The 25,475-nt window shown below is 36.1% G+C and carries 25 protein-coding genes; 10 read left to right on the top strand and 15 right to left on the bottom strand.

What is annotated here, in order from left to right:
- Nucleotides 1-23: 23 nt before the first annotated feature.
- From HX005_RS18545 to HX005_RS18500, 10 genes are all read right to left on the bottom strand, one after another.
- Entirely contained in the window at nucleotides 24-368 is a 345-nt protein-coding gene (locus HX005_RS18545) for an RnfH family protein (protein WP_286378479.1), read from the bottom strand.
- Nucleotides 368-1,447: a hypothetical protein gene (locus HX005_RS18540; protein WP_107008249.1), complete on the bottom strand. Its 1,080-nt coding sequence runs from the start codon at nucleotides 1,445-1,447 to the stop codon at nucleotides 368-370. Before HX005_RS18540 ends, HX005_RS18545 begins: the two co-directional genes overlap by 1 nt.
- Before the next feature lie 144 nt (nucleotides 1,448-1,591).
- Nucleotides 1,592-2,047, bottom strand: coding sequence for a bacteriohemerythrin (locus tag HX005_RS18535; protein WP_107008250.1), 456 nt, complete (start codon nucleotides 2,045-2,047; stop codon nucleotides 1,592-1,594).
- Between the two features lie 353 nt (nucleotides 2,048-2,400).
- Nucleotides 2,401-3,249 carry a class II glutamine amidotransferase gene (locus tag HX005_RS18530; RefSeq protein ID WP_286378478.1) on the bottom strand — a complete coding sequence of 283 codons (849 nt, stop codon included), beginning with the start codon at nucleotides 3,247-3,249 and terminating at the stop codon, nucleotides 2,401-2,403.
- A gap of 98 nt (nucleotides 3,250-3,347) precedes the next feature.
- Complete coding sequence (locus tag HX005_RS18525) at nucleotides 3,348-4,124, bottom strand: GNAT family N-acetyltransferase (RefSeq protein ID WP_286378477.1); 777 nt, start codon at nucleotides 4,122-4,124, stop codon at nucleotides 3,348-3,350.
- A gap of 160 nt (nucleotides 4,125-4,284) precedes the next feature.
- Nucleotides 4,285-5,193 carry an acetylglutamate kinase gene (gene argB, locus HX005_RS18520; protein ID WP_286378476.1) on the bottom strand — a complete coding sequence of 303 codons (909 nt, stop codon included), beginning with the start codon at nucleotides 5,191-5,193 and terminating at the stop codon, nucleotides 4,285-4,287.
- Nucleotides 5,194-5,220: 27 nt separating this feature from the next.
- Nucleotides 5,221-6,648, bottom strand: coding sequence for a phosphomannomutase/phosphoglucomutase (locus HX005_RS18515; RefSeq protein WP_286378475.1), 1,428 nt, complete (start codon nucleotides 6,646-6,648; stop codon nucleotides 5,221-5,223).
- Nucleotides 6,649-6,854: 206 nt separating this feature from the next.
- Nucleotides 6,855-7,307 carry a dUTP diphosphatase gene (gene dut, locus HX005_RS18510; protein ID WP_107008255.1) on the bottom strand — a complete coding sequence of 151 codons (453 nt, stop codon included), beginning with the start codon at nucleotides 7,305-7,307 and terminating at the stop codon, nucleotides 6,855-6,857.
- A gap of 96 nt (nucleotides 7,308-7,403) precedes the next feature.
- Complete coding sequence (locus tag HX005_RS18505; protein WP_107008256.1) at nucleotides 7,404-9,443, bottom strand: UvrD-helicase domain-containing protein; 2,040 nt, start codon at nucleotides 9,441-9,443, stop codon at nucleotides 7,404-7,406.
- A gap of 142 nt (nucleotides 9,444-9,585) precedes the next feature.
- The gene (locus tag HX005_RS18500) at nucleotides 9,586-10,218 is read right to left on the bottom strand and encodes a YiaD family glycine zipper/OmpA-like lipoprotein (protein ID WP_286378474.1); all 633 of its coding nucleotides are present in this window, start codon (nucleotides 10,216-10,218) and stop codon (nucleotides 9,586-9,588) included.
- A gap of 244 nt (nucleotides 10,219-10,462) precedes the next feature.
- On the opposite strand from HX005_RS18500, the gene yihG reads away from it, so the two are divergent.
- From yihG to HX005_RS18470, 6 genes are all read left to right on the top strand, one after another.
- Nucleotides 10,463-11,380, top strand: coding sequence for a 1-acylglycerol-3-phosphate O-acyltransferase, YihG family (gene yihG, locus HX005_RS18495; RefSeq protein ID WP_107008258.1), 918 nt, complete (start codon nucleotides 10,463-10,465; stop codon nucleotides 11,378-11,380).
- Nucleotides 11,381-11,422: 42 nt separating this feature from the next.
- A complete protein-coding gene (locus HX005_RS18490; protein ID WP_373431850.1) occupies nucleotides 11,423-12,457 on the top strand; it encodes a preprotein translocase subunit SecA in 1,035 nt (344 codons plus the stop codon).
- Nucleotides 12,458-12,598: 141 nt separating this feature from the next.
- Nucleotides 12,599-13,324, top strand: a complete 726-nt coding sequence (gene minC, locus HX005_RS18485; protein ID WP_107008260.1) for a septum site-determining protein MinC — start codon at nucleotides 12,599-12,601, stop codon at nucleotides 13,322-13,324.
- Between the two features lie 69 nt (nucleotides 13,325-13,393).
- Nucleotides 13,394-14,206, top strand: coding sequence for a septum site-determining protein MinD (gene minD, locus HX005_RS18480; protein WP_107008261.1), 813 nt, complete (start codon nucleotides 13,394-13,396; stop codon nucleotides 14,204-14,206).
- A 2-nt stretch (nucleotides 14,207-14,208) separates the two neighbouring features.
- A complete protein-coding gene (gene minE, locus HX005_RS18475) occupies nucleotides 14,209-14,481 on the top strand; it encodes a cell division topological specificity factor MinE (RefSeq protein ID WP_004648029.1) in 273 nt (90 codons plus the stop codon).
- A 276-nt stretch (nucleotides 14,482-14,757) separates the two neighbouring features.
- Nucleotides 14,758-15,045: a PA4642 family protein gene (locus HX005_RS18470; protein ID WP_286378473.1), complete on the top strand. Its 288-nt coding sequence runs from the start codon at nucleotides 14,758-14,760 to the stop codon at nucleotides 15,043-15,045.
- A gap of 103 nt (nucleotides 15,046-15,148) precedes the next feature.
- On the opposite strand, the gene HX005_RS18465 is transcribed toward HX005_RS18470, so the two are convergent.
- Nucleotides 15,149-15,772 carry a LysE family transporter gene (locus tag HX005_RS18465; RefSeq protein ID WP_107008263.1) on the bottom strand — a complete coding sequence of 208 codons (624 nt, stop codon included), beginning with the start codon at nucleotides 15,770-15,772 and terminating at the stop codon, nucleotides 15,149-15,151.
- Between the two features lie 141 nt (nucleotides 15,773-15,913).
- A complete protein-coding gene (locus tag HX005_RS18460; RefSeq protein ID WP_286378472.1) occupies nucleotides 15,914-18,934 on the bottom strand; it encodes a DNA translocase FtsK in 3,021 nt (1,006 codons plus the stop codon).
- 270 nt (nucleotides 18,935-19,204) lie between these two features.
- Between HX005_RS18460 and trxB the strand changes: the two genes are divergently transcribed.
- The 4 genes from trxB (at nucleotide 19,205) to HX005_RS18440 (ending at nucleotide 23,555) form a co-directional block, all read left to right on the top strand.
- On the top strand, nucleotides 19,205-20,161 hold the full coding sequence (trxB, locus tag HX005_RS18455) for a thioredoxin-disulfide reductase (RefSeq protein ID WP_107008265.1): 957 nt from the start codon (nucleotides 19,205-19,207) through the stop codon (nucleotides 20,159-20,161).
- Between the two features lie 199 nt (nucleotides 20,162-20,360).
- Nucleotides 20,361-21,908, top strand: coding sequence for a methyltransferase regulatory domain-containing protein (locus HX005_RS18450; protein ID WP_107008266.1), 1,548 nt, complete (start codon nucleotides 20,361-20,363; stop codon nucleotides 21,906-21,908).
- Between the two features lie 65 nt (nucleotides 21,909-21,973).
- Nucleotides 21,974-22,699: a leucyl/phenylalanyl-tRNA--protein transferase gene (gene aat, locus HX005_RS18445; protein ID WP_286378471.1), complete on the top strand. Its 726-nt coding sequence runs from the start codon at nucleotides 21,974-21,976 to the stop codon at nucleotides 22,697-22,699.
- A gap of 40 nt (nucleotides 22,700-22,739) precedes the next feature.
- On the top strand, nucleotides 22,740-23,555 hold the full coding sequence (locus tag HX005_RS18440) for an arginyltransferase (protein ID WP_286378470.1): 816 nt from the start codon (nucleotides 22,740-22,742) through the stop codon (nucleotides 23,553-23,555).
- A 17-nt stretch (nucleotides 23,556-23,572) separates the two neighbouring features.
- On the opposite strand, the gene rimI is transcribed toward HX005_RS18440, so the two are convergent.
- From rimI to HX005_RS18425, 3 genes are all read right to left on the bottom strand, one after another.
- Nucleotides 23,573-24,031, bottom strand: coding sequence for a ribosomal protein S18-alanine N-acetyltransferase (gene rimI, locus HX005_RS18435; protein WP_286378469.1), 459 nt, complete (start codon nucleotides 24,029-24,031; stop codon nucleotides 23,573-23,575).
- 111 nt (nucleotides 24,032-24,142) lie between these two features.
- A complete protein-coding gene (locus HX005_RS18430) occupies nucleotides 24,143-25,024 on the bottom strand; it encodes a metal-dependent hydrolase (RefSeq protein WP_286378468.1) in 882 nt (293 codons plus the stop codon).
- Between the two features lie 325 nt (nucleotides 25,025-25,349).
- Nucleotides 25,350-25,475, bottom strand: a 126-nt coding sequence (locus tag HX005_RS18425; RefSeq protein ID WP_075192013.1) for an EF-Tu C-terminal domain-related protein, incomplete at its 5' end; no start/stop codon positions are given.

Below are 25,475 nucleotides of genomic sequence, written 5' to 3'. Positions count from 1 at the left end.
AAGCGATAAGTTGAAATATCGCACTATTTTGACAAAAGCTGGCGATAGCGATTGCCTCGGCAATAACGCCCCACTGGGTTGGCTTTTGCTCGATTACGTCGAATATCTTTTGGGTTAATGGTCAGCGCACGATAAATCTCGACTCGCTCGCCCATCGCTAAAACTTGATTTTGATCTGAAATTTTGACACCAAAAATCCCAAGTTGGTAGGGTTCAGGCAAATCAACTTGAGCTTGAATTCCACTTTTTACGATTGCATCGTAAGCCGTCATGCCTTCCTCAAATTGAACAGCAATATGAAACTGCTGACTTTGGGTTGCATAAGCAACCCAAACTTTTCCATCAGATTTTTGCGCTACAACAGTCATTAGATAAGTTGCCCAATAAATGAAATGATTGCAATTAAAATCGCAAGTGGTGTCACGATACGTACTGCAATACGCCAAATATTATAAAAAGCTTCTGAGCTAAAATTCATAGATTTACGTAGGTGACTAATTTTCATAATCCAACCCACAAATACAGCATAAATCAAACAAATCACTAAGCCCCATAACATCACAATACTATTAAAAATAGTTGTAATATTTGGAATAGCCCAAACTAACAAAGCAAGCAAGATAATAATATATTGTAAAACAGGTGCAATATTACGTTGGCTTAACTGTTCTTTAGCCAATTGCAATAACAGCGCAGCACTACTAATTGCGGCAAAGCATAAAACAAAAGCAGGAATCTGCGTACTTACTGCAAAAAACCCAAAAGCAATGACAGCAACCAGTTGTGCAATCCAAATTGGAAACACTGCTTGTGTTGCCGCACTTTCTTTAGCGTGTAATGTATTTGTTTGCCAATACAGTCCTAAACCTAAACCACTTGCCACTAAAGCAAGAATCGTGGCATTTCCCCACTCTTTAAACTCGATTGGAGTCACATGCCATGGCTGTAAAGCTGTACCAAAAATATTAGCCACTACAAGAGAAGCAATCACACCAAGAGCTGTTAATAAAACTAAAATCGAACGTGACAAAAATGATAAGCCGACTGCAACCACTGCACCAATCACTAAAAGCAAGTTTGCTTGTAGCCCAAGCTGTGCATGTTGAAGGCTATTCAGTGTCACATTAGATAAAATTGCACCTGCTAAAAAAGGAATAAATACAACTGACAGCCAACCTACTATACGCCAATGTTGTGAAGCATCTGCATCACGGGTTAACTCAGCTAAAGCTGTAAGTGGTGTTTTTTTTGAACGTTTTGCTAATGCGATTTCTAAATAAGTCATTGGCAATGCTAAAATCAGCATTGTGCCCAACCACAATAACCAAAAGTCAATTTGTCGATCAATTTGTAGACCTAAGCTAGGTGCTAAACCCACAATAATCATAAATGATAGACAAAATGCCATGAGCGGCGATAACCATCGTGACATAGAATAATCCTGCATGAGGTGTTTCATAATAAATTGCTGCTATTTTGCCTTTGTCCTCAATGAAAATCAAAGATTAGGCATAAAAAAAGCAAACCAAGTTATGGTTTGCTGCGCTAGTCAGTTTCTACTCTTCTTATTTTCTGTTTTTTATTATTCATGTTAAGAGAAAAAGCGTTGAAACCAATTTTTACCTTTTTTCTTTTCATTTTCATGAATAATTCCCATCATATTGTGTTTTACAGCACCCACATAATCTGCATCATCATGTTGAATATGGTTAATCAACCATTTTGCTAAAACTTCGCTCAACTCATTTTCAATAGATTTACCATCCTCAAAATTTTGACGGTACCCTTCAATGCGTTTAATAAATAAATCATGTACACGTTTATGGGGTACACGATATTTATAATTTGCTTCTTCTTGTAAACTTTCTTCGAAGGTAAAATGTGACTGTGTATAGTCAATAATATTATCTAAAATTTCTTTAATTCGTGCGCGGTCTGAAATGACATCTACACTTTGTAGCTCATTGATATAATCTAAAATACGTTTATGTTGATCATCGATCACATCAATTCCCGTATTATATTCAGGAAGCCATTTCATCTTCATACCAATGCCCCACTCAACTTAAAAATATTATTCATTACATGGTTACATCATAACCGCTTAAAAAATAAATAAAAATCAACTAGTTTAGTCGGGTTTCAGGCTTTCTGTAGCAAAAAACTACAACTCATTGTTTTAAAGAAATAAAAGCATGATAACCAAGTAAAAGAATAAAGTATTTTTTAACCAAAATATTATTTTTATCTTTATTTTATATTCAATCAATATCCATTTTAAAATAAGCTTTTTAATAAAAATATTTTTATTTTTTTATACTTTAAATAGAGTTTAATATTATTTAAATAAAACACCCTATATTTAAAATAGAGTGTCATATATTTTATCTTACTCAATCATCAGTATTGATCTGCCTTAGTGATACGCTTCAAACTTGGATCTTGAGCTTCACGTTGTAAACGCGCCACGACAGTCATTGCACGCTGAATGGGCTGTCCATGTTGAAATAAAATCATTTCACCTTGTCGATATGCTTGCCATGTTTCATTATGCGTTAGAGGCTCTGTGGTGATGACTGCAACACGATCTTCAGGCGTAGTCACTTCACTAAAATCAATATCGACATCTAAATCTATCAATTTTGCATGTTGAAATGGATATTCACGTACTAACCAATGCAACTTTGTCGTGGCATAACTAAATAATGCTTGTCCATTTGAAAGACAAAAATTAAATGTGCCATATTCGGCAATTTTAGGAGAAATTTCGTGTAATACTGCAAAAATTTCTTTCAATGAAGGTTCATGATAACCAAATTTTTCAACCAACTTATCCAGTAAATAACAAAAAGCAAGTTCACTATCTGTATTTCCTACAGGGGTAAAACGCCCTGAAAGTCGTGGCTGAAAATCATATAAATCACCATTATGAGCAAAAATCCATTGTCGCCCCCACAACTCACGCACAAAAGGATGTGAATTTTCTAAGGTAATTTTACCTTGTGTTGCTTTACGGATATGCGCAATTACATTGCGTGATTTGATTGGATAATTACGAACCAACTCAGCAATAGGTGACTCTACCGCAGACTGATTATCGACAAATAAACGACAGGCTTTATCTTCAAAAAATGCGATACCAAAACCATCAGAATGGTCAGAAGTAATTCCCGCACGTTGCGAAAACCCACGGAAAGAAAATGTAATATCCGTTGGTGTTGCACAGTTCATTCCAAGTAATTGGCACATAATCATTCATTACAACATTATCATTATGTGAATATTGTGCATCAGTCCCACCTCGCTTGCAAATCAGAATGTTTGCAAACGAAATGTAGTTAGACTATTTAACGACTGACCATTTTGTTTAATACAAAACTTTTCGCCACTTCATTGATATCTAAAAATACAAAATAGTCCAGACAATTAAATTGCTGATCATGATATGCCTGCTGTGATAAACGCGCATTCATTTTTAAATACACGTCAAATAATTTAGGAATACGTTCATCTTGCAGAAAACTAAACTCAGGATATGTTGGTTCATAACTGGGTTTAGCTGGCACATGAATCGTTTGATTTTTACTTAATTTTTTAATAAATTGATGCGTGTAATAAGCACGTGCTTTATTGTCTTCTAAGCGAATACTCACACAGCCCATTAAATGTTTAGCTTTCATTTTCCAAAGTACCATCGGTACTAAATTAAGCCATAAAATCGACAATGCTTTTCCATTACGATAACGTGGATGAACACACGTACGACCAATTTCTAGAATATTATTTAAATGAGAAAATTGAGAAACATCAAACTCTTGGGCACTATAACTTTGGGCTAATTGATGACCATGTACCAATTTCAAACGCGTATAAGCCACGATCTCATTGCTCCACTTGTCACGTAATACAGCATGATGACAATCTAAGTCATATAAATCTTGGTCTAAACCATGCTCAAATTGAACACCAAACTGTTCTGCAAATTGTTCAGCTCGAAATTTTTGAATTTCTTTTAATTGTTTAATGTCCTCTGCCCATTCAAATTTGTATTGTAATTGAGGTTTTTTAGGACGTGTCAGTGGGAAACTAATGTTTTGTCTGTATTGATTTAACTTTGCAAACATAATTTAGAACTCCTTGTGCTTTTCATCACACTAGAGAATCTAAATGACAAATCAATGACTAATTTATGACCATTCAAAAACACATTCTAAATAATGACCTTATAAATTACATATAAAAAAAGCCAGTAAATGACTGGCTTTTTAACATAAACGTTTAAGATCAAACTGACGTTGATTTCGTACGATTGGTAATTAAAGTACCTACACCATGATCTGTAAAAATTTCGAGCAAGGTTGCATGAGGTACACGACCATCAACGATATGCGCACTCACTACGCCACCTTTAACAGCATCTAGGGCACAACCCACCTTAGGAATCATACCACCATAAATCACGCCTGTTTCAATCAGATCATCAACTTCCTGTGTAGATAAACCTGTTAAGAGATTTTTATTTTCGTCTAAAACCCCTGTGATATTGGTTAATAAAATCAATTTTTCCGCACCTAAAGCTTCTGCAACTTTACCTGCGACTAAATCAGCATTGATGTTATAAGTTTTCCCTTCTTCATCTACACCCAAAGGTGCAATGACAGGAATAAAATCACTTTGGGTAAACATTTCTAAGACATCGGTTTTTACACCCGTCACTTCACCCACTAAACCAAGATCAATTTGTTTTACAGAACCATCATCTTGGACTTTTTCCATTAATAATTTACGTGCACGCAGTAAATTACCATCTTTACCTGTCAGACCAATTGCACGACCGCCATGCTTATTGATTAAATTTACAATTGATTTATTAACACTTCCGCCTAAAACCATTTCTACAACTTCCATCGTTGCAGGGTCAGTCACACGCATACCATCAATACGGTCAGACTCACGTCCAAGTTGTTTTAAAAATGAATCAACTTGTGGACCACCGCCATGTACAACAATTGGATTTATTCCCACAGTTTTTAAAAGCACAATGTCACGAGCAAATGAACTTTCCAAAGCAGGATCTGTCATTGCATTGCCGCCATATTTTACGACTAGCGTTTTACCTGAAAAGCGCTGAATATAAGGTAAGGCTTCTGTTAAAATTTGCGCTTTATCAGTGCCAGTGTGTTGATGTGGCATGCTTTTCTCCCGTCACAATCATGTAAATTAATGAGCCTTCAAGATATCTTGAGCGATCATAGGATAATGATCATGCAGCATAGACGCAAATGTTTGCCGAATTTCATCTAAACGAGATGAGCAATCTGCATCAAAGCGAACAGTAAAGAACTCACCTGTATTTGATGCTCGAATGATGCCAAATCCATGATCAAAATCAAGTCGAATTCCATCTATTTTAATTAATTCCGCACCATAACGCGCACTCAGTTGTTCAATTTCACTCAGTACAATTTTAGGATTCGTGCTATGTGTACTGATGTAAGTATCTTCGGTATAGCACCGTTCAGGATAAACTGCTAATACGTTTGACAATGACATTTGACTTGGTAAATCACATAAATATTCCATGATACGCAACGCTGCATATAAACCATCGTCATAGCCTAAACCACGTCCATCATTAAAAACATAATGCCCTGCGTATTCTCCACCGAAGACTGCTTGACCTTTAGACTGTGTTAAATATTTACGTAAAAAACTACTTCCTGTACGAATCATGGTGGCTTTACCGCCCATTTTTTCAATCGTTTGTCGCACTATAGGCGAGCATTTAACATCAAATACAATCTCTCGGTGTGGATTTGCCTTTAAACAGATGTGTGCAAATAGTGCCATTAAACGATCTGGAGAAATAATATGTGCATGTTCATCTAAAATAACAACACGATCGCCATCACCATCTAACGCAATTCCAATATCAGCTTCATGATTTAAAATATTTTGCCGTAATAATTCGAGATGTTTCGCTTGTGATGGATCTGGCGCATGGTCAGGAAAATTTCCATCAGCATTGCAGCGCAGTGCAATCACCTCACAACCTAGCTTTCTTAAAATAATTTGAGAACAAAACCCTGCTGAACCGTTTAAACCATCAATGACAACCTTAAGCGGTCGTTTTAAATAAATATCACGTAATAAAGCCGTCTGATAAGCCACACAAAATTCGGTTTTAATTTCATGCTTCACTGTAGGTAATGCAATAATTTGTGTCTGTTGCAGTAAAAACTGTTCAGCCTGATGACCAATCGCTTGAATCATGTCTGGGCAAGGTGGCTCACCTTGTATAATCCACTTCATGCCATTATCCACTTTAGGATTATGACTGGCTGTAATAATTAAACCATTTCCTTGAGCTTTACGCGCCGCAAAATACATTTGTGGTGACGAACAACAACCGATTGAAATCACTTCAAAATCATGTTGTAAAAACACATTCTCAATAATTTTTGCAAAAACAGGACTACTCAAACGAGCATCATAACCAATGACAATCTGACGTTGGTTATATTGTTGATATTGTTTCACTAATGCTTGAGCAATACAGTGAACCAACTCAGGTTTTAGTAACTCGACTTTTCCACGAATATCATATGCACGAAAAATATGATGTGGAAATTCAAAAGAATTTATCATAAGCAATACTTCTAATGACCATCCCCCATTAGATGGCTAGAAGTCAGTCATCTTTTTTAAAGCTTTTTAGGATCAAGTCAATTCTATTAAAATTGTATTAACACTATATGTAACATTAACCCATATTTTAAATATACTTTTGGTTACAAAGCTAGAAAAAAATGACAAAAAGCCTGAAAATCAGGCTTTTTTAGATGAAAAATTAATTAATTTTTACCTGTATGCCCAAAACCACCTGCACCACGCTCAGTTGCTTCAAACTCATTAACTAAGTCAAATTCTGCTTGCACAACTGGTACTAATACATATTGAGCTAAGCGCTCACCTGGCTCCAAACTAAATGTAGTTTGCCCACGATTCCATACAGACACCATCAATTCACCTTGATAATCTGAATCAATCAAGCCGACTAAATTACCTAAAACGATACCATGCTTATGTCCTAAGCCTGAACGTGGTAAAACTAAACCCGCAAAATTTGGATCTTGAATATAAATTGCCATACCTGTTTTCACTAAAACAGTTTGACCTGGCTCAATTTGAATGGTTTCTGCTACACATGCACGTAAATCTAAACCTGCTGAACCAGTTGTCGCATAAGTTGGCATTGGCCACTCTTGACCTAAACGTGAATCAAGAATTTTTACTTGAACTTTCATATTGAAATCCTATATTCAATAAAGTGGAAAAATAGCAAAAGTTTCTCTGCTCTTTCACTAAAGCAGAGAAAAAAGAAGGAAAATTACATTCATGAATTAGCGTTTTAATAGCGCTTTTAAATTTTGTAAATAATGCTGTGCCTGTAGTTTCGGGTCGATATTTTCAGCCAATTTTTTCTTACGACCCAACCAATCTAACTCATCTTGTGGCAACTCATCTAAGAAACGACTTGGTGTCATTTGCTTCATTTGTCCACCATTTTTTCGTTGCTCTGCCAAAGTCAAGGTCAAGCCTTGCTGTGCACGGGTAATGCCCACATACATCAAGCGACGCTCTTCTTCAATGGTTTCTGCAGCAATCGAGTTTTTATGTGGAAGAAGCTCTTCCTCTAAACCCATGATATAAACAAATGGAAATTCTAAGCCTTTTGATGCATGCAAAGTCAATAGATTGACTTTATCTGTGTCTTCTTCTTCTTGTTGCTGCTCAAGCATATCAAGCAACACCATTTTACGAATCACACTTTCGATATTTTTTTCGTCCACATCTTCAGCACGATTAATCAAACTTTGAATACTGCTGTAGAGCATTTCTACATTATCAAGTTTGGTTTTTTCCTGTGCGGGTGTTGCTGCCGTTTCACGTAAATAATCAATATAACCTGCTTCCATCATCATTTGGCGTATTTTAGGCACAGGCTCATCATCGTCTAATAACTCACGAGTAAAATCTGCAATAAAACCAGAAAATTCAGCCAATTGTGTGGTTGCTTTTTTCGGCATCACCATCAAAAGGCGCTGATCACTTGCTGCTGCCAATAAAGAAAGATTATTTTCTTGAGCAAACAAACCCAATTTTTCCAATGTTACAGGACCAATTGCCCGTTTAGGTGTATTAATAATACGTAAAAATGCACTGTCATCTTCAGGATTAATAATAACTCGCAGATAACTCATCACATCCTTGATTTCTGCGCGTGCGAAAAAGGACTGTCCACCTGATAATTTATATGGAATTTGCATCTGGCGAAGCTGTGTTTCTAAGACACGTGCTTGGAAGTTGCCGCGATATAACACAGCATAGTCTTTCCAGTTTTTACCATTCATTAATTTATGTGTTAATAAGTCTTTGACTACACGTTCTGATTCATCATCATCATTACGACACGTAATCACACGAATCACTTCACCATGACCTTTATCACTCCACAATTTTTTGTCAAATATATGCGGATTATTCTCAATCACATGGTTCGCTGCTTTTAAAATACGACTGGTTGAACGATAATTTTGTTCAAGTTTAATCACTTTTAAATTACGAAAATCATCTTTCAGCAATGCCATATTTTCAGGCTTTGCTCCACGCCATGCATAAATCGATTGGTCATCATCACCTACGGCTGTGAATTGCCCCATCACGCCAACCAAGAGCTTAACCAAAATATACTGTGCAGTATTGGTATCTTGATATTCATCGACCAATAAATAACGTACTCGATTTTGCCAACGATCACGTACTTCTGCATTGTCTTGCAATAAACGTGTTGGCATGACGATCAAATCATCAAAATCTACTGCATTATAAGCGCGTAAATTACGCTCATAGAGTTGATATAAATGTGCAAATTGTACGTCTTCAGGTGTTTCACAAGTACTATGCGCTTGCTCTGGTAAAATCAGATCATTTTTCCAATCTGAAATCTTTTTCATTGCCTTAGCAATCAGGTCTTTACTCTCCGCACCTGATAAGTTATCTCGATGCATCAAATCCATTAAAATACGTTTACAGTCGTCTGCATCTAAAATTGAAAAGTTATTTTTTAATGGTGTATTTTTAAGTTCTAAGCGTAATAAATTTAAACCAAAGGTATGGAAAGTTGAAACAGATAAGCCTTTTGCTTCCTCTTTAGAGAGTAATTTACTCACACGCTCTTTCATTTCACGTGCAGCTTTATTGGTAAAGGTCATTGCCGTGATACGGTGTGCAGGAATTCCACATTGTTGGACTAAATAAGCCACTTTACGGGTAATCACGGAAGTTTTACCTGAACCCGCTCCTGCAAGTACTAACAAGGGTCCTTGAGTATATTTCATGGCTTCAAGTTGCTTGTCATTCAACTGACTTGCTTTTGACATTGTTCATCCTCTACAAACTTCGCGCTAGATTATAGTCATCAAAACAGAACTTGCCTAACGTTTAATGAAATTTTCAATACAACAATTACAAAATAAAAAAACCACCTTTCGGTGGTTTTTTTATACCTATGAAAACTAAAAATTATTTAGTTTCATATACTGTAATTTCTACACGACGGTTTTGTTCACGACCCGCAGGTGTTGAGTTATCAGCGATTGGAGAAGTTGAACCATAACCTTTAGCTGTCATGCGAGATGCTGAAATACCTTGAGTTGCAAGATAGTTCAATACAGAGTTTGCACGGTTTTGAGACAATGGAATATTGATACCGTCATTACCTGTATTGTCTGTATGGCCATGAATAACAAGCGCTAATTTACCACCTGTACCATCTTCACGTAATACTTTTGCAACATCGTTTAATGCTGTTTGGAAACGTGGTTGAATCGTTGCAGAGCTTGACGCAAATGTTACGCTCGGCATTACCATGTTAATAGAACCATCTGGATTACGGTTTACATCAACACCTGTACCCGCTAATTCTTCACGTAAACGTTTTTCTTTACGGTCAAGAAGCGCACCTGCACCCGCACCCACTACAGCACCGATTGCAGCAGCTTGACCCATTTTATCTTTATCGGCATTTGAATAAGCAATACCAGCGCCTAATAATGCACCTAAGCCTGTACCGATTGCTGCTTTGTCATATTCCATGTTTTGACAACCAGATAGTGCCAAAGCCCCTACTACCGCTGAAATTACAAGTGCACGCATTACATGCCTCCAAGGTTTGTGTTTTTCTATGAATGAAATAATGATTTAAATTATGCGCTTAAACCATTGACATTTTGTTAAAAATATCCGAAATCGTTACATTTTGAAATAAATAAATGAGTATTTTGAGGTTACTTCATCATAATTTATACATAGTTAGCTTTTGAGACTTTTTAATTCAATAAACAAAGACTATATTTAAAAACAACTGTGATCAAATTAAATTCTTTTTTAGGACTTTTTTATGTCATCTCAACAACAGAAGCAATCTATTTTAAAAAAAATTACCAAAGGTTTGACTGTGGGTTCTGTGATTACAGGAAGTACCTTTTTTCATGGTCCTCCTGTACTGGCTCTTGGCTTAACAAAGCTATTTAAAAAGTCTGCCAAAGTCGATGAGACCAATATCCATATTACAAATAGCTGGCTGAGTGTAAATAATTGGTTAATTGATCATGTGCTTCCTGAAACACACTGGGACATTACAGTAGATGAAAATTTAGACTTAAATATGCAAGGTCGTTATTTAATGACTTGTAACCATCAAAGCTGGGTAGACACCACAGTCAATCAATATTTTGGTCTTACTCGTATGCCACTCACCCGCTTTTTTACCAAATGGGAACTTATTTTTATTCCATTTGTGGGGCAAGCCTTTAAAATTTTAGGCTTTCCAATGATGAAACGCCATACCAAAGCTCAGATTGCAAAAAATCCAGCATTGAAACATCAAGACTTAGATGAAGCACGTAAAGCATGTGAACAACTATTGAGTCAGCCTTTTACTTTATTAAACTATCTTGAAGGCACACGTTTTACAGTAGAAAAACAGCAACAACAACAATCACCTTATCGCAATTTACTTAAACCAAAAGCAGGAGGCATGGCACTCGCTTTAAATATTTTAGGCGATCAAATCGACGCCCTTGTTGATATGACCATTGTTTATCCCGATGGCGTGCCAGGTTATGGCGAATTTTGGCTAGGTGAAGTACCACGAATTGCGGTAAATCTGCGTAAAATTGATCTACCTGATTGGGTTTTACAAGGTGATTATGAAGAAGATGCTGAATATCGTGCTAAATTTCAACAATGGATTGATGATTTGTGGCAAGAAAAAGATCAACTTATTACGCACATGAAACAACAGTACCAAAATTAAAATTATACAATAACAATTAGGACTCTCATGACAGACCATACTATGGCGCAGCAAAAAAGTATTCGCCCAGAAAATCACAACACTTTAGGTTGGAGACTTTTTCTGGTTTATGACATCTTGATGATGGCGATCATTGTGTTTAACCTTTTTTGTCTCTGCGCCAATGTTTTTTTAATGAGTAGCTTTGGTCAGTTATTTTTCGATGAAATCCATTTACCTCAAGTTTTAGCCTTTTATAAATCAGACCTACATCCTTGGGTCATTAAAACTGAAGGATGGTTTATTTTATTTTTAGTCGTTGAATTAGCTGTACGTTGGTTGATTGCGATTATTTATAAACATCATCAACGTTGGTTCTTTTTTCCTTTTGTTCACTGGTACGAAATTTTAGCCATCATTCCTTATTTACGTTTTTTACGTTTAATACGTGCAGGAATTATTGCCTATCGTTTACATGAACTCGGCTATAAAGTTATTCCTGACAATATTATGAAAAAAGTATTGTTTTATTATCGGGTTGTGATGGAAGAAATCTCTGACCGTGTTGTTGTATCTGTGATTGATGGTATTAAATATGAACTTGATACGAGCTCTAGTCACAAAAAAATTATTCATGACTTAGTTGATCATCATCGCGATATTTTTGCGCAAGCCTTGGCTGAAATTTTACAAGATGCTTTAGCCAATGAACTCAAAGCACAACAAAACCTCATTGCAGATCATGTTGGGCACATTGTCAAAAAAGCAATTGAAGATACACCTCAACTGACTCAGCTTTTAAGGCTTATTCCTATTGCAGGTAGCATGATCGAAAATCAAATTCAAAATATTGGGCAACAACTCGGTGAAAATATTACGCATGGTTTAATTGACCCATTAACAGAAGGTAGCCACACTCAACCAAATCAAATTTATACACTCATTTCAGATAAAGTCAGTCAGCTCAATATTGAAAATAAAAAACTTGAAGAATTGGTCGAATCTGTGGTCTATGAGAGCCTTGAATCCTTGCGCAAACAAGTCAAAATCAAGCAGTGGCAAATCGAACTAGAAAAATACGATCAAAGCAAAGACTAAGTGATTCAAAGATTGAACAAATCAATGCAAATATTTGTATCTTTGCTAGTGAAATCAGTCAATTTGTTCTAGCATTTGTGCAGTTTCGACAAATTGACTTTCTCTATAATTTTCAGGTGACAACACCTGTAAGGAATAATTATGGCTGATATACGGATTACGGGCAGAATGGTTAATTTTACCCGATTAACCTTTGATACAAATGATCATAATGCCATCCGCCAGCAACTTGCAGCAATGATGAATGAAACCTCTTACCAAGGGGCTTTAGTGATTCTCGACAGTACAGTTGAACAGGAGCTTATCGCACTAATCCAGCTTTTAATTAGTCTAGATCTACAACCAATGGGTGTTATTGATGGCATTTTAGAAGAACAAGCTCGCGCCATTCAATTTCCAATTTTACCTGCTGACCGCCCTTTGCAACGGATCAAAGCAACGAAAGAGCAAACAGTTGAAACCCCAACAAAGGATTCAACAAACACCACAGATCAAGCTGCTAAAGTTACACAACAACAAACAACGATTCAGCATATTACGTCATATCATGATGAAATTTTGCGGACAGGACAATGTTTAGTACAAGACCATGGTGACATTATTCTCACCGCAGGTATTAACAGTGGCTCAGAGGTTATTGCTTCAGGAAATATACATATCTACGGCATTGTTCGTGGTAGAGTCATCGCAGGTGCAGGCGGTAATAGCGCTGCAAGAATTTTTTGTCATTCCTTAGAAGCTGAACTGGTTTCTATTGCAGGAACATATTGCGTAGCAGATGATATTCCAGCGGAATTCCTTAAAAAATCTGTACATATTTACTTAAATGATCAGCAAGAACTTGAGTTTTCAGTTCTGCAATTTTAAAGTATAAATTAACACCATAATAAACTTCCCTTATCAAGGGGATGAATGACCATAACAGGAGTGGATTCGGTGGCCAAAATTGTTGTCGTTACATCAGGCAAAGGCGGCGTAGGTAAAACTACAACAAGTGCATCTTTTGCAACAGGATTAGCCCTTCGTGGTCATAAAACTGTTGTGATCGATTTTGATGTCGGTTTGAGAAACTTAGACTTAATCATGGGTTGTGAACGCCGTGTTGTTTATGACTTTGTAAATGTTTTAAACAATGAAGCTCGTTTACAACAAGCATTAATTCGTGATAAAGACATTGAAAATCTTTATATTTTACCTGCTTCACAAACACGTGATAAAGATGCATTAACCGATGAAGGTGTTGCACGTGTCATGGATGAACTTTCACAAGAGTTTGATTACATTATCTGTGACTCACCTGCAGGTATTGAGCGTGGTGCTATTCTGGCAATGTATCATGCAGATGAAGCAATTATTGTGACAAATCCTGAAATTTCTTCGGTTCGAGATTCTGACCGTATTATTGGTATGCTCGACAGCAAAACCAAGAAAATAGAAAATAATGAAGGACGTGTTCGCAAACACTTATGTATCACTCGTTTCAATCCAGAACGTGCTGATAAACAAGAAATGCTAACCATTGATGATATTTCTAAAGATATTTTACGTATTCCGACTTTAGGTGTAATTCCTGAATGCCCAAGCGTATTACAAGCATCAAATGAAGGTAAACCTGTTATTCTTTATACAGAAGCAAGCGCAGGACAAGCTTATGATGACTTAGTTGCACGTTTCTTAGGTGAAGATCGTCCATATCGTCATATTACTGTTAAACCTAAAGGTTGGTTAGCTAGATTATTTGGAGCGTAATAATGGCAGGATTTTGGAGTAAATTATTTAGTAATGATGATAAGCCTTCAAGTGCGCAAACTGCGAAAGATCGTTTAAAAGTTATTGTTGCATCTGAACAAGGTTTAGGTAAACGTTTGAGTCAAGATAAAATTGATCAAATGAAAAAAGAAATCATGCAAGTTGTCAATCGCTATGTACGTGGTGTAGACGAACAACATATTCAAATGTCTGTTCGCTCTGAAGCAAATATCGAAATGCTGGAAATGAATATCAATTTACCTGAAGAACGTTAATTTCATAATTGATTAGTCAAGTAGATTGATTCAAGGCAAAATATGAGACAGGATTAACGAACTTAAAACATCGTTTTAAGGATTTGCCCAGTCTCAAGACGAGAAGCGTATGCTTCGAGTGGGCAGATTGAGCTAAATTGTTTTTTCTGCCTTATTTTTTGCCTTTTTTATTAGACATAATTCAGAAAACCTTTGCAGTATTCCTTATAAGTAGTTCTTAAAAAGCTTTTTATAATACTGAAGAATGTCAATTTTTTATTTTAAGGAGATGCTGTTATGGCACTTTCACAGCCAGCAACGTTCAACGAGGAATGGTCGGACGAGCGTGTTTTTGCCTATTTAGATCAGTTACCTCCAGCAGGTGTCAATGCTGACTTTCATGTGCTTTATCATGCTTTTAAACACATGCGTCCTTTTGACTATGAACGCTTATTAAATAAATTTATCGCAGATCGTCGTGACATCAATGCAACAAATCCTGAAGGTCAACGTATTCATGATGTGATTGCACAATATCCACGTCAAAAAGAAGGCTTTTTAGAAGTTTTAGCAAAATTTGCTTAATCTACAATGACGTATAAAAACCTGCACATTTTGCAGGTTTTTTTATAGCTAAAAATCAATTTTTAAACCATTTCACTCAAAATTTACAATTATTGATTGATGATTATTTATTAATAATTAAATAAGATCCAAATGCAGTAAATAATCCACCAGATATACCATCAATCCATTTTGCTGCACGTTGATAAGCAGTTTTAAAACTTGGTAATGAAAAAATGAATGCTACAAAAACAAACCAGATCAATGTTTCTACCCCAACAATCAACAATAAAACTGCATGCATGTGATCTAATTGAGGATTTGCAAGAAACATAGAAAAAACACTACCAAAGTAAATGACAGCTTTCGGATTAGATAAGTTCGTCAATAAACCTTTCATAAAAAACTTAAAATGGCTTTTAGGTAATTCAACTTCAACGATTGGACTATTTATTTTTTGCTTGGAAAATGCAGATTTTAATAACTGAAAGCCTAGCCAGCATAAATAAATACCACCTAATACCAACATGACATGTTTAAACCAAACAAATTTTTCAAAAATATAATTTAAGCCCATTAAAGCAAAAAATGCCCACAACAATACTGCAACTGTAATTCCCAATACCACACACATCGCTTGAGTACGAGAACGACTAATCGCAGTTTGAGAAACAATAAAAAAATCTGGACCTGGTGTAACTAAAGCACAAAAATGGATAAAAACTAAGGTACTTAATGCCAATAACATGAGAGATCCCCTATTGGGTGAAAGAACATCTTGAACTGAAAATGATTTATTTCAAATTAAAAATCTCGCTGAATTAGCCACTAAGTGTGCTACAAAATTGCAATGAGCCGAAACTCATTGCCAATCTCAAGTTAAACTCAATCAAACTAAAATTTCTCGTTTTCCATTTGGTCCCATTGCACTCACAATGCCCTGTTCTTCCATCTGGTCAACAATACGTGCAGCACGGTTATACCCCAAACTAAATTTACGCTGTAGCGATGAAACAGATACTTTACGTGTTTCTAGCACAAAAGAGACGCACTGATCATATAAAGCATCACGGTTTGGATCACCATCGCCATCTTCAAAGCCTTTTGATGTTGGCTCTTCATCATAAGGTGTTAAAATTTCATCCACATAATTTGGCTCGCCACGTTCACGCCAAGCATCACAAATTCTATTGACTTCATCATCAGAAATAAAAGCCCCATGTACACGCTCAGGCTCAATTTTACCTGGTCCTAAGAACAGCATATCACCATGACCTAATAAGTCTTCTGCACCACCTGCATCTAAAATTGTTCGTGAGTCAATTTTACTATTTACACGCAATGCAACTCGTGTCGGTATATTGGCTTTAATTAAACCTGTAATCACATCAACTGAAGGGCGCTGTGTAGCAAGTAATAAATGAATTCCTGCAGCACGTGATTTTTGTGCCAATCGTGTAATCATTTCTTCAGCTTTTTTACCAACTTGCATGATCATATCTGCAAATTCATCAGCAACAATAACGATTGAAGGTAATGGCGTCAAACGTGGTGCGCGTTCTTGTGTTGCTGAGTCGCTAGCTTTCCATGTTGGATCAATTAAATCTTCACCATTGGCAATAGCTTCTTCAACCTTACGATTGTAATCCGCTAATTTACGAATTTTTAAGAATGACATTAATTTATAACGACGTTCCATTTCATTAACACACCAGTTCAATGCACTCACAGCATCTTTCATATCTGTGACTACAGGTGTCAATAAATGTGGAATATCATTATAGTTTGCTAATTCTAATTGCTTTGGATCAATCAGAATTAAACGTAATTGATCTGGTGTATATTTCAACAACATTGACAAAATCATGGAGTTAACAGCAACAGACTTACCTGAACCTGTTGTTCCAGCCACCAACATATGTGGTGCTTTGCCTAAATCGGTAATAACAGGACTACCTGAAATGTCTTTACCCATTGCCATTGAAAGTAGACCCGCTGGGTCTTTAAATGCTGGTGTTTCTAAAAGCTCAATCAGGCGCACCATTTCACGAGAACTATTTGGTACTTCAATGCCAATATAAGGTTTACCTGGAATAACCTCAACAACACGCACTGACGCCATTGACATAGAACGCGCCAAATCACGTGAAATATTGGTGACTTTAGATGCTTTTACCCCTGGTGCTAAATCTAATTCAAAACGTGTAACAACAGGACCTGGTTGTGCTTCTATCACTTTTGACTTGATGTTAAATTCTTGTAATTTAATTTCAAGCAACTCTGACAAACGCGCTAATTGATCAGCCGTGAAGTTTACTTTTTTATTAGGGTCAACTTTATCTAATAACTCATAACCAGGTAATGTTGGCAAATCACGTCGTTTTTGTGCGACTTGCATAGCACGCGACATTGGTCGACCAAAGGCATCTGTTAATGGAGCATCAAGATCAAATGCAAGCTCTCCCTGCGGATCATCCTCAGGTTTACCTGCTGTTTCCTGCCAAGCCTCTCTAAATGCATCTTTATCAGCAGCTATTCGAGATTTTTCTTCTTCAGAAACACTTGAATTCATTAAATGAGTTTGAATTTCTGCTTTCACTAAAGGCGTAGATTGAGCATAACTACTTGTTGTCCGAGCAACAAGTGGTTCAATGGTTGTTTCATCTGCCATTTGTGCTAAATCATCTAATTCATCAGCCAAACTATCTATTTTTTTATGAACAACAGAGGCATGTTCAACCTGCTCATTTTGCTGAGTTGTTTGACTAAATGGACGATGCACATCTGTTGCTGCTCCCCCATTCGGCACAACAGCTAACAAATCATCAAAAACTTGGTCATCATCCCAGTCTAAATCATGTTCATCATGCGTATTTTGCTTTAAAGGTGCTGTATTTTGTTCAGTATGAACAACGGGATGAATCCGATTATTTTGATGATTTAATTGATCATCTTCGGATGCGCGCAATAATGCATCAATTTCTTGATTATGATCTTGTTTTTCATTTTGATTTAACGCTTTCCAAACTTCTCCTGTTGGAACAGTTTGTTGTGTTTCTTGTTTTAAGCGACGTGCTTTTTCTAAAGTTTTTTCTAGCTCTAAATCATCAATTTCATTTTCAGCCAATAAAGTTTGTTGCCCTTGACGCTCTTGACTTACCATATCGTCAAACAAACGCTCAGCCGCTTGTTCATGGCGAGAAGCTTCAGCCTTAGGCACATTCATTTGTGCAACAACTTCTGTATGTTCTGGTGCATTATTTACAACAGGCTTTTTCTTACTTTTAACAACAGACTTTGGTTGTTCTGTTAAATCATAAGCCGATTCGCTTTCAGGGACATTTTTATAAAATAAATCTTGAAGATAAGCAGGTGTTGCTTTCATCATCGCCCAAGTTTTATTCCATTGAATACCAAAAGCCAAAGTAAACAGAATCAGTAGAAACAGGAATAAAAAAGCCCCTGCACCATAAATGGTGAGTAATTGCGATAAACTTTCGCCTAACTCATAACCGATGATTCCACCTGAAGCATTTGCCAAAGTATCAGCAGGTACATTCCAAAGTAAGTACAATAAACTTGCTGTCGTCAGCAAAATAAAAAATTGTGCTGCATAACGAAATGGCGTACTTAAAAAGCTTCTTGGCCACCACACTTGGATCGCTTCAACAAATAAAAAGAAAGGAATAAGTAAGCTTGCCCATCCTAAAAAGCCAAAGAGCAAATCAGCTATCCAAGCACCTGCTACGCCACTGGCGTTTGACACTTGTTGTGTGTCACTTGAAATATGCATCCAGCCTGGATCAAATGGGGTATATGTTACTGTTGCTAAAAACAGATAAATCCCAAATGAAATCAAGAATAATGTTAATAATAAGCGCTGTGCATAAACACTCGACACCGCAGTCATATATTGTCCTGTAACCGATTATTCATTAATGTACTTTTGTGAAGCGAATTACTTTCTTCATAGAAGAAATCTTTATATTATGCACCTCTTCTTGCAAAAAAGATGCAAGATTGTTGCAGTATGTTGTTAACTTATTTGTATATATTCGGTATATGGTTCAATTCGATTTAGATCATCAATATTATCGACATTGAACAAGTCCCATGACGATAAACTTTCACGTATAATTTTAACAGTTTCGATATTTTTGCTATAAAAAGGATGACAGGAATGAGCGTTCGTCACTCACGTTTAATTATTTTAGGTTCTGGTCCAGCAGGCTATAGTGCTGCTGTTTATGCTGCACGTGCAAACTTAAAGCCTACGCTGATTGCAGGCATGCAGCTTGGTGGTCAGTTAACCACAACGACTGAAGTTGACAACTGGCCAGGTGATCCTGAAGGTTTAACAGGTCCTGCACTGATGGAACGTATGCAAGCGCATGCTGAACGTTTTGGTACAGAAATTTTATATGATCATATTAATGAAGTAGATCTTCAAGTTCGTCCATTTGTTTTAAAGGGTGATATGGACGAGTACACTTGTGATGCTTTGATTATTGCAACAGGTGCAACAGCTCAATATTTAGGTTTAGAGTCTGAGCAAGCCTATATGGGGCAAGGTGTAAGTGCTTGTGCAACATGTGATGGCTTCTTCTATAAAAACCAAAAAGTAATGGTTGTTGGTGGTGGTAATACTGCTGTTGAAGAAGCACTTTATTTATCTAATATTGCTTCGCATGTGACCTTGGTTCATCGCCGCGATAAATTACGTTCTGAAAAAATTCTTCAAGATCATATCTTTGAAAAAGAAAAAGAAGGAAAAATCAGTATCATTTGGAACCATGCAGTTGAAGAAGTGCTTGGTGATGCTCAGTCTGGTGTAACTGCTGTACGTATCAAATCAACTCAGGATGACTCAACTCAAGATATCGATGTAACAGGTATGTTTGTCGCTATTGGTCATAAACCCAATACAACGATGTTTGAAGGTCAACTTGAACTACGCAATGGTTATATCCAAGTTCATAGTGGAACTGCGGGCAATGCCACAGCAACTTCTGTTGCAGGTGTTTTTGCTGCGGGTGACGTTGCTGATGACGTATATCGTCAAGCCATTACCTCAGCAGGTTCTGGCTGTATGGCAGCATTAGATGCTGATCGCTACTTAGATAGTTTAGAGAAATAAATCTAGTCTTTGAGTTTAAAACCGCCATTTATGGCGGTTTTTTATATTATTTAATCAGATCATTTCAATTTCATGAGATCCTTCCACTTTTTTTTAAAAAATTGTATTGCAATCCTAGCTTCACTTATAGCATCTTAGCCAAGGGAAATTATAAAGATCCACACTAACCTGATGAAAAACTAGAGTTAAGGAATAAAAAATGAGTACAACTTGGACTGATGGCTATCAAACAGAAGTAAATTACACCTATGGTTATTACAAAGATTTAAGCCCAAACTATCAAAAATTTTGCCTTTTACTTAATGGCGTTGATAGTCCTACCGAAAACCAAGATCATACACATTGCGAATTAGGCTTTGGGCAAGGTGTTAGTCTCAATATTCATGCTGCATCTGAATCAGGTCAGTTTCTAGGTACAGACTTCAATCCAGCACACGCTGCTCATGCCACTATGCTTGCTCACCAAGCACAGATCAGTCATCAGTTCTATGACGCAAGCTTTGAAGAACTCCTCAATAAAGATTTACCAATGCTTGATTCGATCAGCTTACATGGTATTTGGAGTTGGATCAGTCATGAAAATCAGCATATTATTTTAAAGTTTATTCGTAAATATCTAAAACCAAACGGTATTGTCTATATCAGCTATAACTGTGTTACTGGCTGGGCAGCCAATATGCCAATCCGTGAGTTATTCCATAGCCACTTTAAGTTTAATAGTGTCAGCACCAATCCTATTCAAAAAGTCAAAGATTCTCTCGCTTTTAGTGAAGCACTGTTAAATCAAAATCCTAATTTTGCGCAGCGTAATCCTAATGCCATCAAAAAAGTCCAAGACTTACAACAGCAAAATCCAAATTACTTAATTCATGAATATTTAAACCAAGACTGGCAATGTTTTTCATTCCAACAAGTTGTACGCATCTTAGAAGAAACAAAACTCACTTATGCAGGTTCAACCGATTTAAGTGCGCATTTAGATAATATTAATTTTTCAGAAGAACATCAGCAATTTTTAAATAAAATTGAACACCCTATTTTCAAAGAACAATGCCGCGACTATTTTACCAATACCCAGTTTAGAAGAGACTTATTTATTCGTGGTAAAAATAATCTAAGTCCATTAGAAACACGGACTCGCTTAAGAAATACACCTTTTGCAATCTTAGTTGCACCTGAACATTTCCCTAAAACCATCACAGGATATTTAGGTCAATTTAATTTAATTCCAGATGTTTATGAACCATTAGGTAAACTTTTCAAAGAAGCAAATTATGCACCTCAAACGATTGCAACGATTGAGAAAAAACTTCCAGATCAATCTTATGAAAAAATCTTAAATGCACTTGTTATTTTATGTCATTTAAATTTAGCACAGCCTTGTCAAACCGATGTTTCAGAAGAAACACTCAAACATGCTCATCAGTTAAATCGCTTTATTTTAGAGCAGGCAAGTTTTCACAATAACTATCAGGTTTTAGCTTGCCCAATTTCGGGTATTGGTCTTAATGCTGATCAGTTCACGCAGTTATTCTATCGTGCGCACTTCATTGATGGCTTAAAAACAGCTAAACAATTTGCTGAATATGCGCAACAAGCATTAAATAATTTAGGTTGGTTTATTCTGGATAAAGGCGAAACCATTACTGATAAAGCACAAAGTCTAGCGCTTTTACAAAATAAAGCCCAAATTTTCCTTGATCAAGACCTCATCAAAATAGCCAAACAATTGAAACTTTTTGCATAACTTCTGCACGACATCCCTCAAAAAGATCGGCTAATATAAAGCTGATCTTTTTTTATTTAATCCCTATGCTGAATCCTTCAAAATTTAAATTTCCAGACCCTTTAGAATACGATCCTGAAGGTGAAGGACTGATTTGTATTGGTGCTGATCTAAATCCATCTACTTTATTTGAAGCATATACACATGGACTATTTCCATGGTTTTCAGAAGGAGAACCGATTTGCTGGTGGAGTCCTGAACCACGATGCATTATTCGCCCAAATCATTATCAGCCGAGTAAATCCTTACTCCGTAATATGAAAAAATTTGATTATAAAATTACAATTAATCAAGCTTTTCCCCAAGTCATTCGCTCATGTTCCTTACCACGTAGTTATACCAATGAAACTTGGATTTCTGAGGACATTATTCAAGGCTATTGTGCGCTGTTTCAAGAAGGTTATGCCTATAGTGTTGAAGTTTGGGATCAAGATAAACTGGTTGGTGGCTTATATGGGGTGACAATTGGTCAAGGTTGCTTTGGTGAATCAATGTTTAGCACACAAACCGATGTCTCAAAAATGGCATTTTACACACTGATGCTAATTGGACAGGAAAATCAACTTCCTTGGATTGACTGCCAATTGGTCAATGATCACTTATTAAGCTTAGGTGCATGTACACTTTCTCGCCAAGACTATCTAAAATCGTTACAAAATGTAATTAAACACCCCCCTATAGATTGGAAAAGTTATCAAGAACGTGTATTTTCAAGTAAAACAATAGCGCAAATTGCAAAATTAATGGATTGAAAAGAATAGTCTTGAACAATACGAGGAGGGATATATCACGATGAACTCATATCACCCTAAGTCCCTATTGAATGACTTACAGTATTATATTACACCACCTCATGGTTGCAGTTATTTGGCAGAAAAATCGGCGCGCATGGTATTTTTAGACCCTGCACATCGCATAGATGTTGTGACTTTATCTGAGTTATCACGTTTAGGCTTCCGTCGCAGTGGTGATTTTGTTTATCGCCCTGAATGCCATTTATGCCGCCAATGTTTATCTTGCCGCGTACCTGTTCATGAATTTCAAATGAATAGTGCACAAAAAAAGTCATGGAAACGCAACCAAGATTTAACAGTTAAAATTATATCTACCCGAGATGCCAATATAACACATTATAAATTGTATGAGCGTTATATCAATTTAAGACATGCGGATGGAGACATGTTTCCACCGAGCTACGATCAATTTGAAAAATTTCTTATTCACAGTTGCAGCGATAGTTTCTTTTTAGAACTATGGAAAGATGAACAACTCATTAGTGTCTCAACTTGCGATCAGCTAGATGATGGGATTTCTGCTGTCTATACTTTTTTTGATCCAGAAGAAAGTCGTCGTTCTTTAGGCGTATTTGCTATTTTAAAACAAATTGAATATGTTAAAACTTTAAATTTAGACTATGTATACTTAGGCTATTGGGTTCCGCACTCTACAAAAATGAACTATAAATCTCAATATGCTCCCTTCGAATTATTACTAGATGGTCAATGGCGTCGTATCAGCAGACATCTTGATCAAGATGAAATTAACAAACTGGGTGAAATGCTCATGACCACCCTTCCTTCAGAGTGGAATGAGCCTATTATTAAATAAAAAAATTAAACTCAAAATCACCTAAATAGTGTAGCAAAATCATCACTACATGTTTTTACCATAATAATGGCATGTTCACGTGTTCCATTTTTATTTGGATAATAATTTTTACGTAAATCTATCTGATGAAAATCGGATTTTTCATATAAAGCGATTGCTGCCGTATTTGATTCACGAACTTCTAAGAAAATTTGCACGGGTTTATTTTTCAATAATTGAATAGATTGATCCAGTAATTTAAAACCGAAACCTTTACCCTGCTGACTTGGATGAATTGCCATAAGTAAAAGATTTGCTTCATCTAAAACAGGTTGCAAAATACAAAAACCCACCACCTGTCCTTGTGCTTCTAAAACTGTACTTTGATAACTGAGTATAGATTCTTGAAACTGCTGCTTTGTCCAAGGGTACGATTGAACAATATTTTCAATTTCTGAGACAGCATTTAAATCTGTCTGTTGCATTAAACGAATCATCTTCGTTCATCATCTTTGGAAATGGAAAGCGAATTATAAGAACTTCTATCTAGAAGTCTAATAAAAAGAGGAAGAATTCGATCCTTCCTCTTTAAAAATTAAATTTAGCTGTTAAAAACCTAATTTATTTTTCCAAGTTTCCAATAATTCAACCGTATCTAAATCATTAGGATGAAAACTAGGTTTAAAATATGCCAGCATCTCTTTGGTCATACCTGCAATAATTCCTTTTGAAGGGCTATACGCATATTTATAAATCATACCCAATTCTTTCATATTGAGTTTGCCATCTTCTTTTAGTAAACGAATTACAAAAGAAGACTGAGCTGTAAAAATTAAAGCCATTGCGATCACTAAAGCGGTATTACGTAAAGCATAAGCCTTTAAACCCTTACCAAATACGCCTTCATAAACATCATAAGCAACCGCTTTATGTTCATTTTCTTCTACCGCATGCCAATACCACATATAAGACATGGTTGGATCTGTCATCAGGGCTTGAATATGTTGGTTTCTTAATAACTCTGAAGCAATTGTTGCTGTAAAATGCTCAAGTGCTGTAGTTGCAGTTAGATCAACCATTTCTTGTGTCATACCAAAAGGCTTTACAGCACGTGCAAACCATTTACGTGCACCTTGAATCAAACGTCCTGTTTCACGTTCAAATTTAGCGACATCATGACCATATTTTTGTGCAGAAGCATTAAACCCAACATGCTCTTGTGTATGCATTGCTTCTTGCCCAATAAAAGCACTAATCTCTTTTTGTAAAGCATCATTATCTTTAATCGCTGGGTGATAACGAACTGCTCGCACTGAATCAATAAATAACTTTTCACCATCAGGAAACAATGCTGATAATGCTGTCATAAAATGGGTAATACCAGCAGAATTATTTGCCCAATACTCTGGCACATGATCAAAATTAAAATTCATACGACGTACTGGAAATGATGCACCTGCACGATTAGATACATTAACTTTAGCATTCATTAAAACAACTCCTATTAAGTGAATGATCACTTAAATCCTTTGTGATTTTTTTTCTTATTTTTATATTACGTTTTTATCAAATTGAAATAATTGCTGATCAGGTCAAACAAATATCACTTAGGGACATAAGGAGTAATCATAAAGAATACAACTCTAAGAAAAATCATCAGTACAATGATTAAAATATGACTTTCATTAAACAGAACATAAAAATTATCAATAAAAAATTAAATAAATAACATCAAAAACTTAACATGATTTTAAATTATTTTTTAATTATAAAAAAAGCGCCCCAAAGGAGCGCTCTTTTTTACACAATCAATGATTATGCAGTTACTTTAGCAACTACACCAGCACCAACTGTACGACCACCTTCACGGATCGCAAAACGTAGACCTGGGTCCATTGCGATTGGGTGGATTAATTCTACTGACATTTCAACGTTGTCACC

This window comes from Acinetobacter sp. R933-2 (assembly GCF_030325485.1).
GTDB classification, from domain to species: Bacteria; Pseudomonadota; Gammaproteobacteria; order Pseudomonadales; family Moraxellaceae; genus Acinetobacter; species Acinetobacter sichuanensis.
This window is presented reverse-complemented; position numbering and strand designations above follow the sequence as displayed.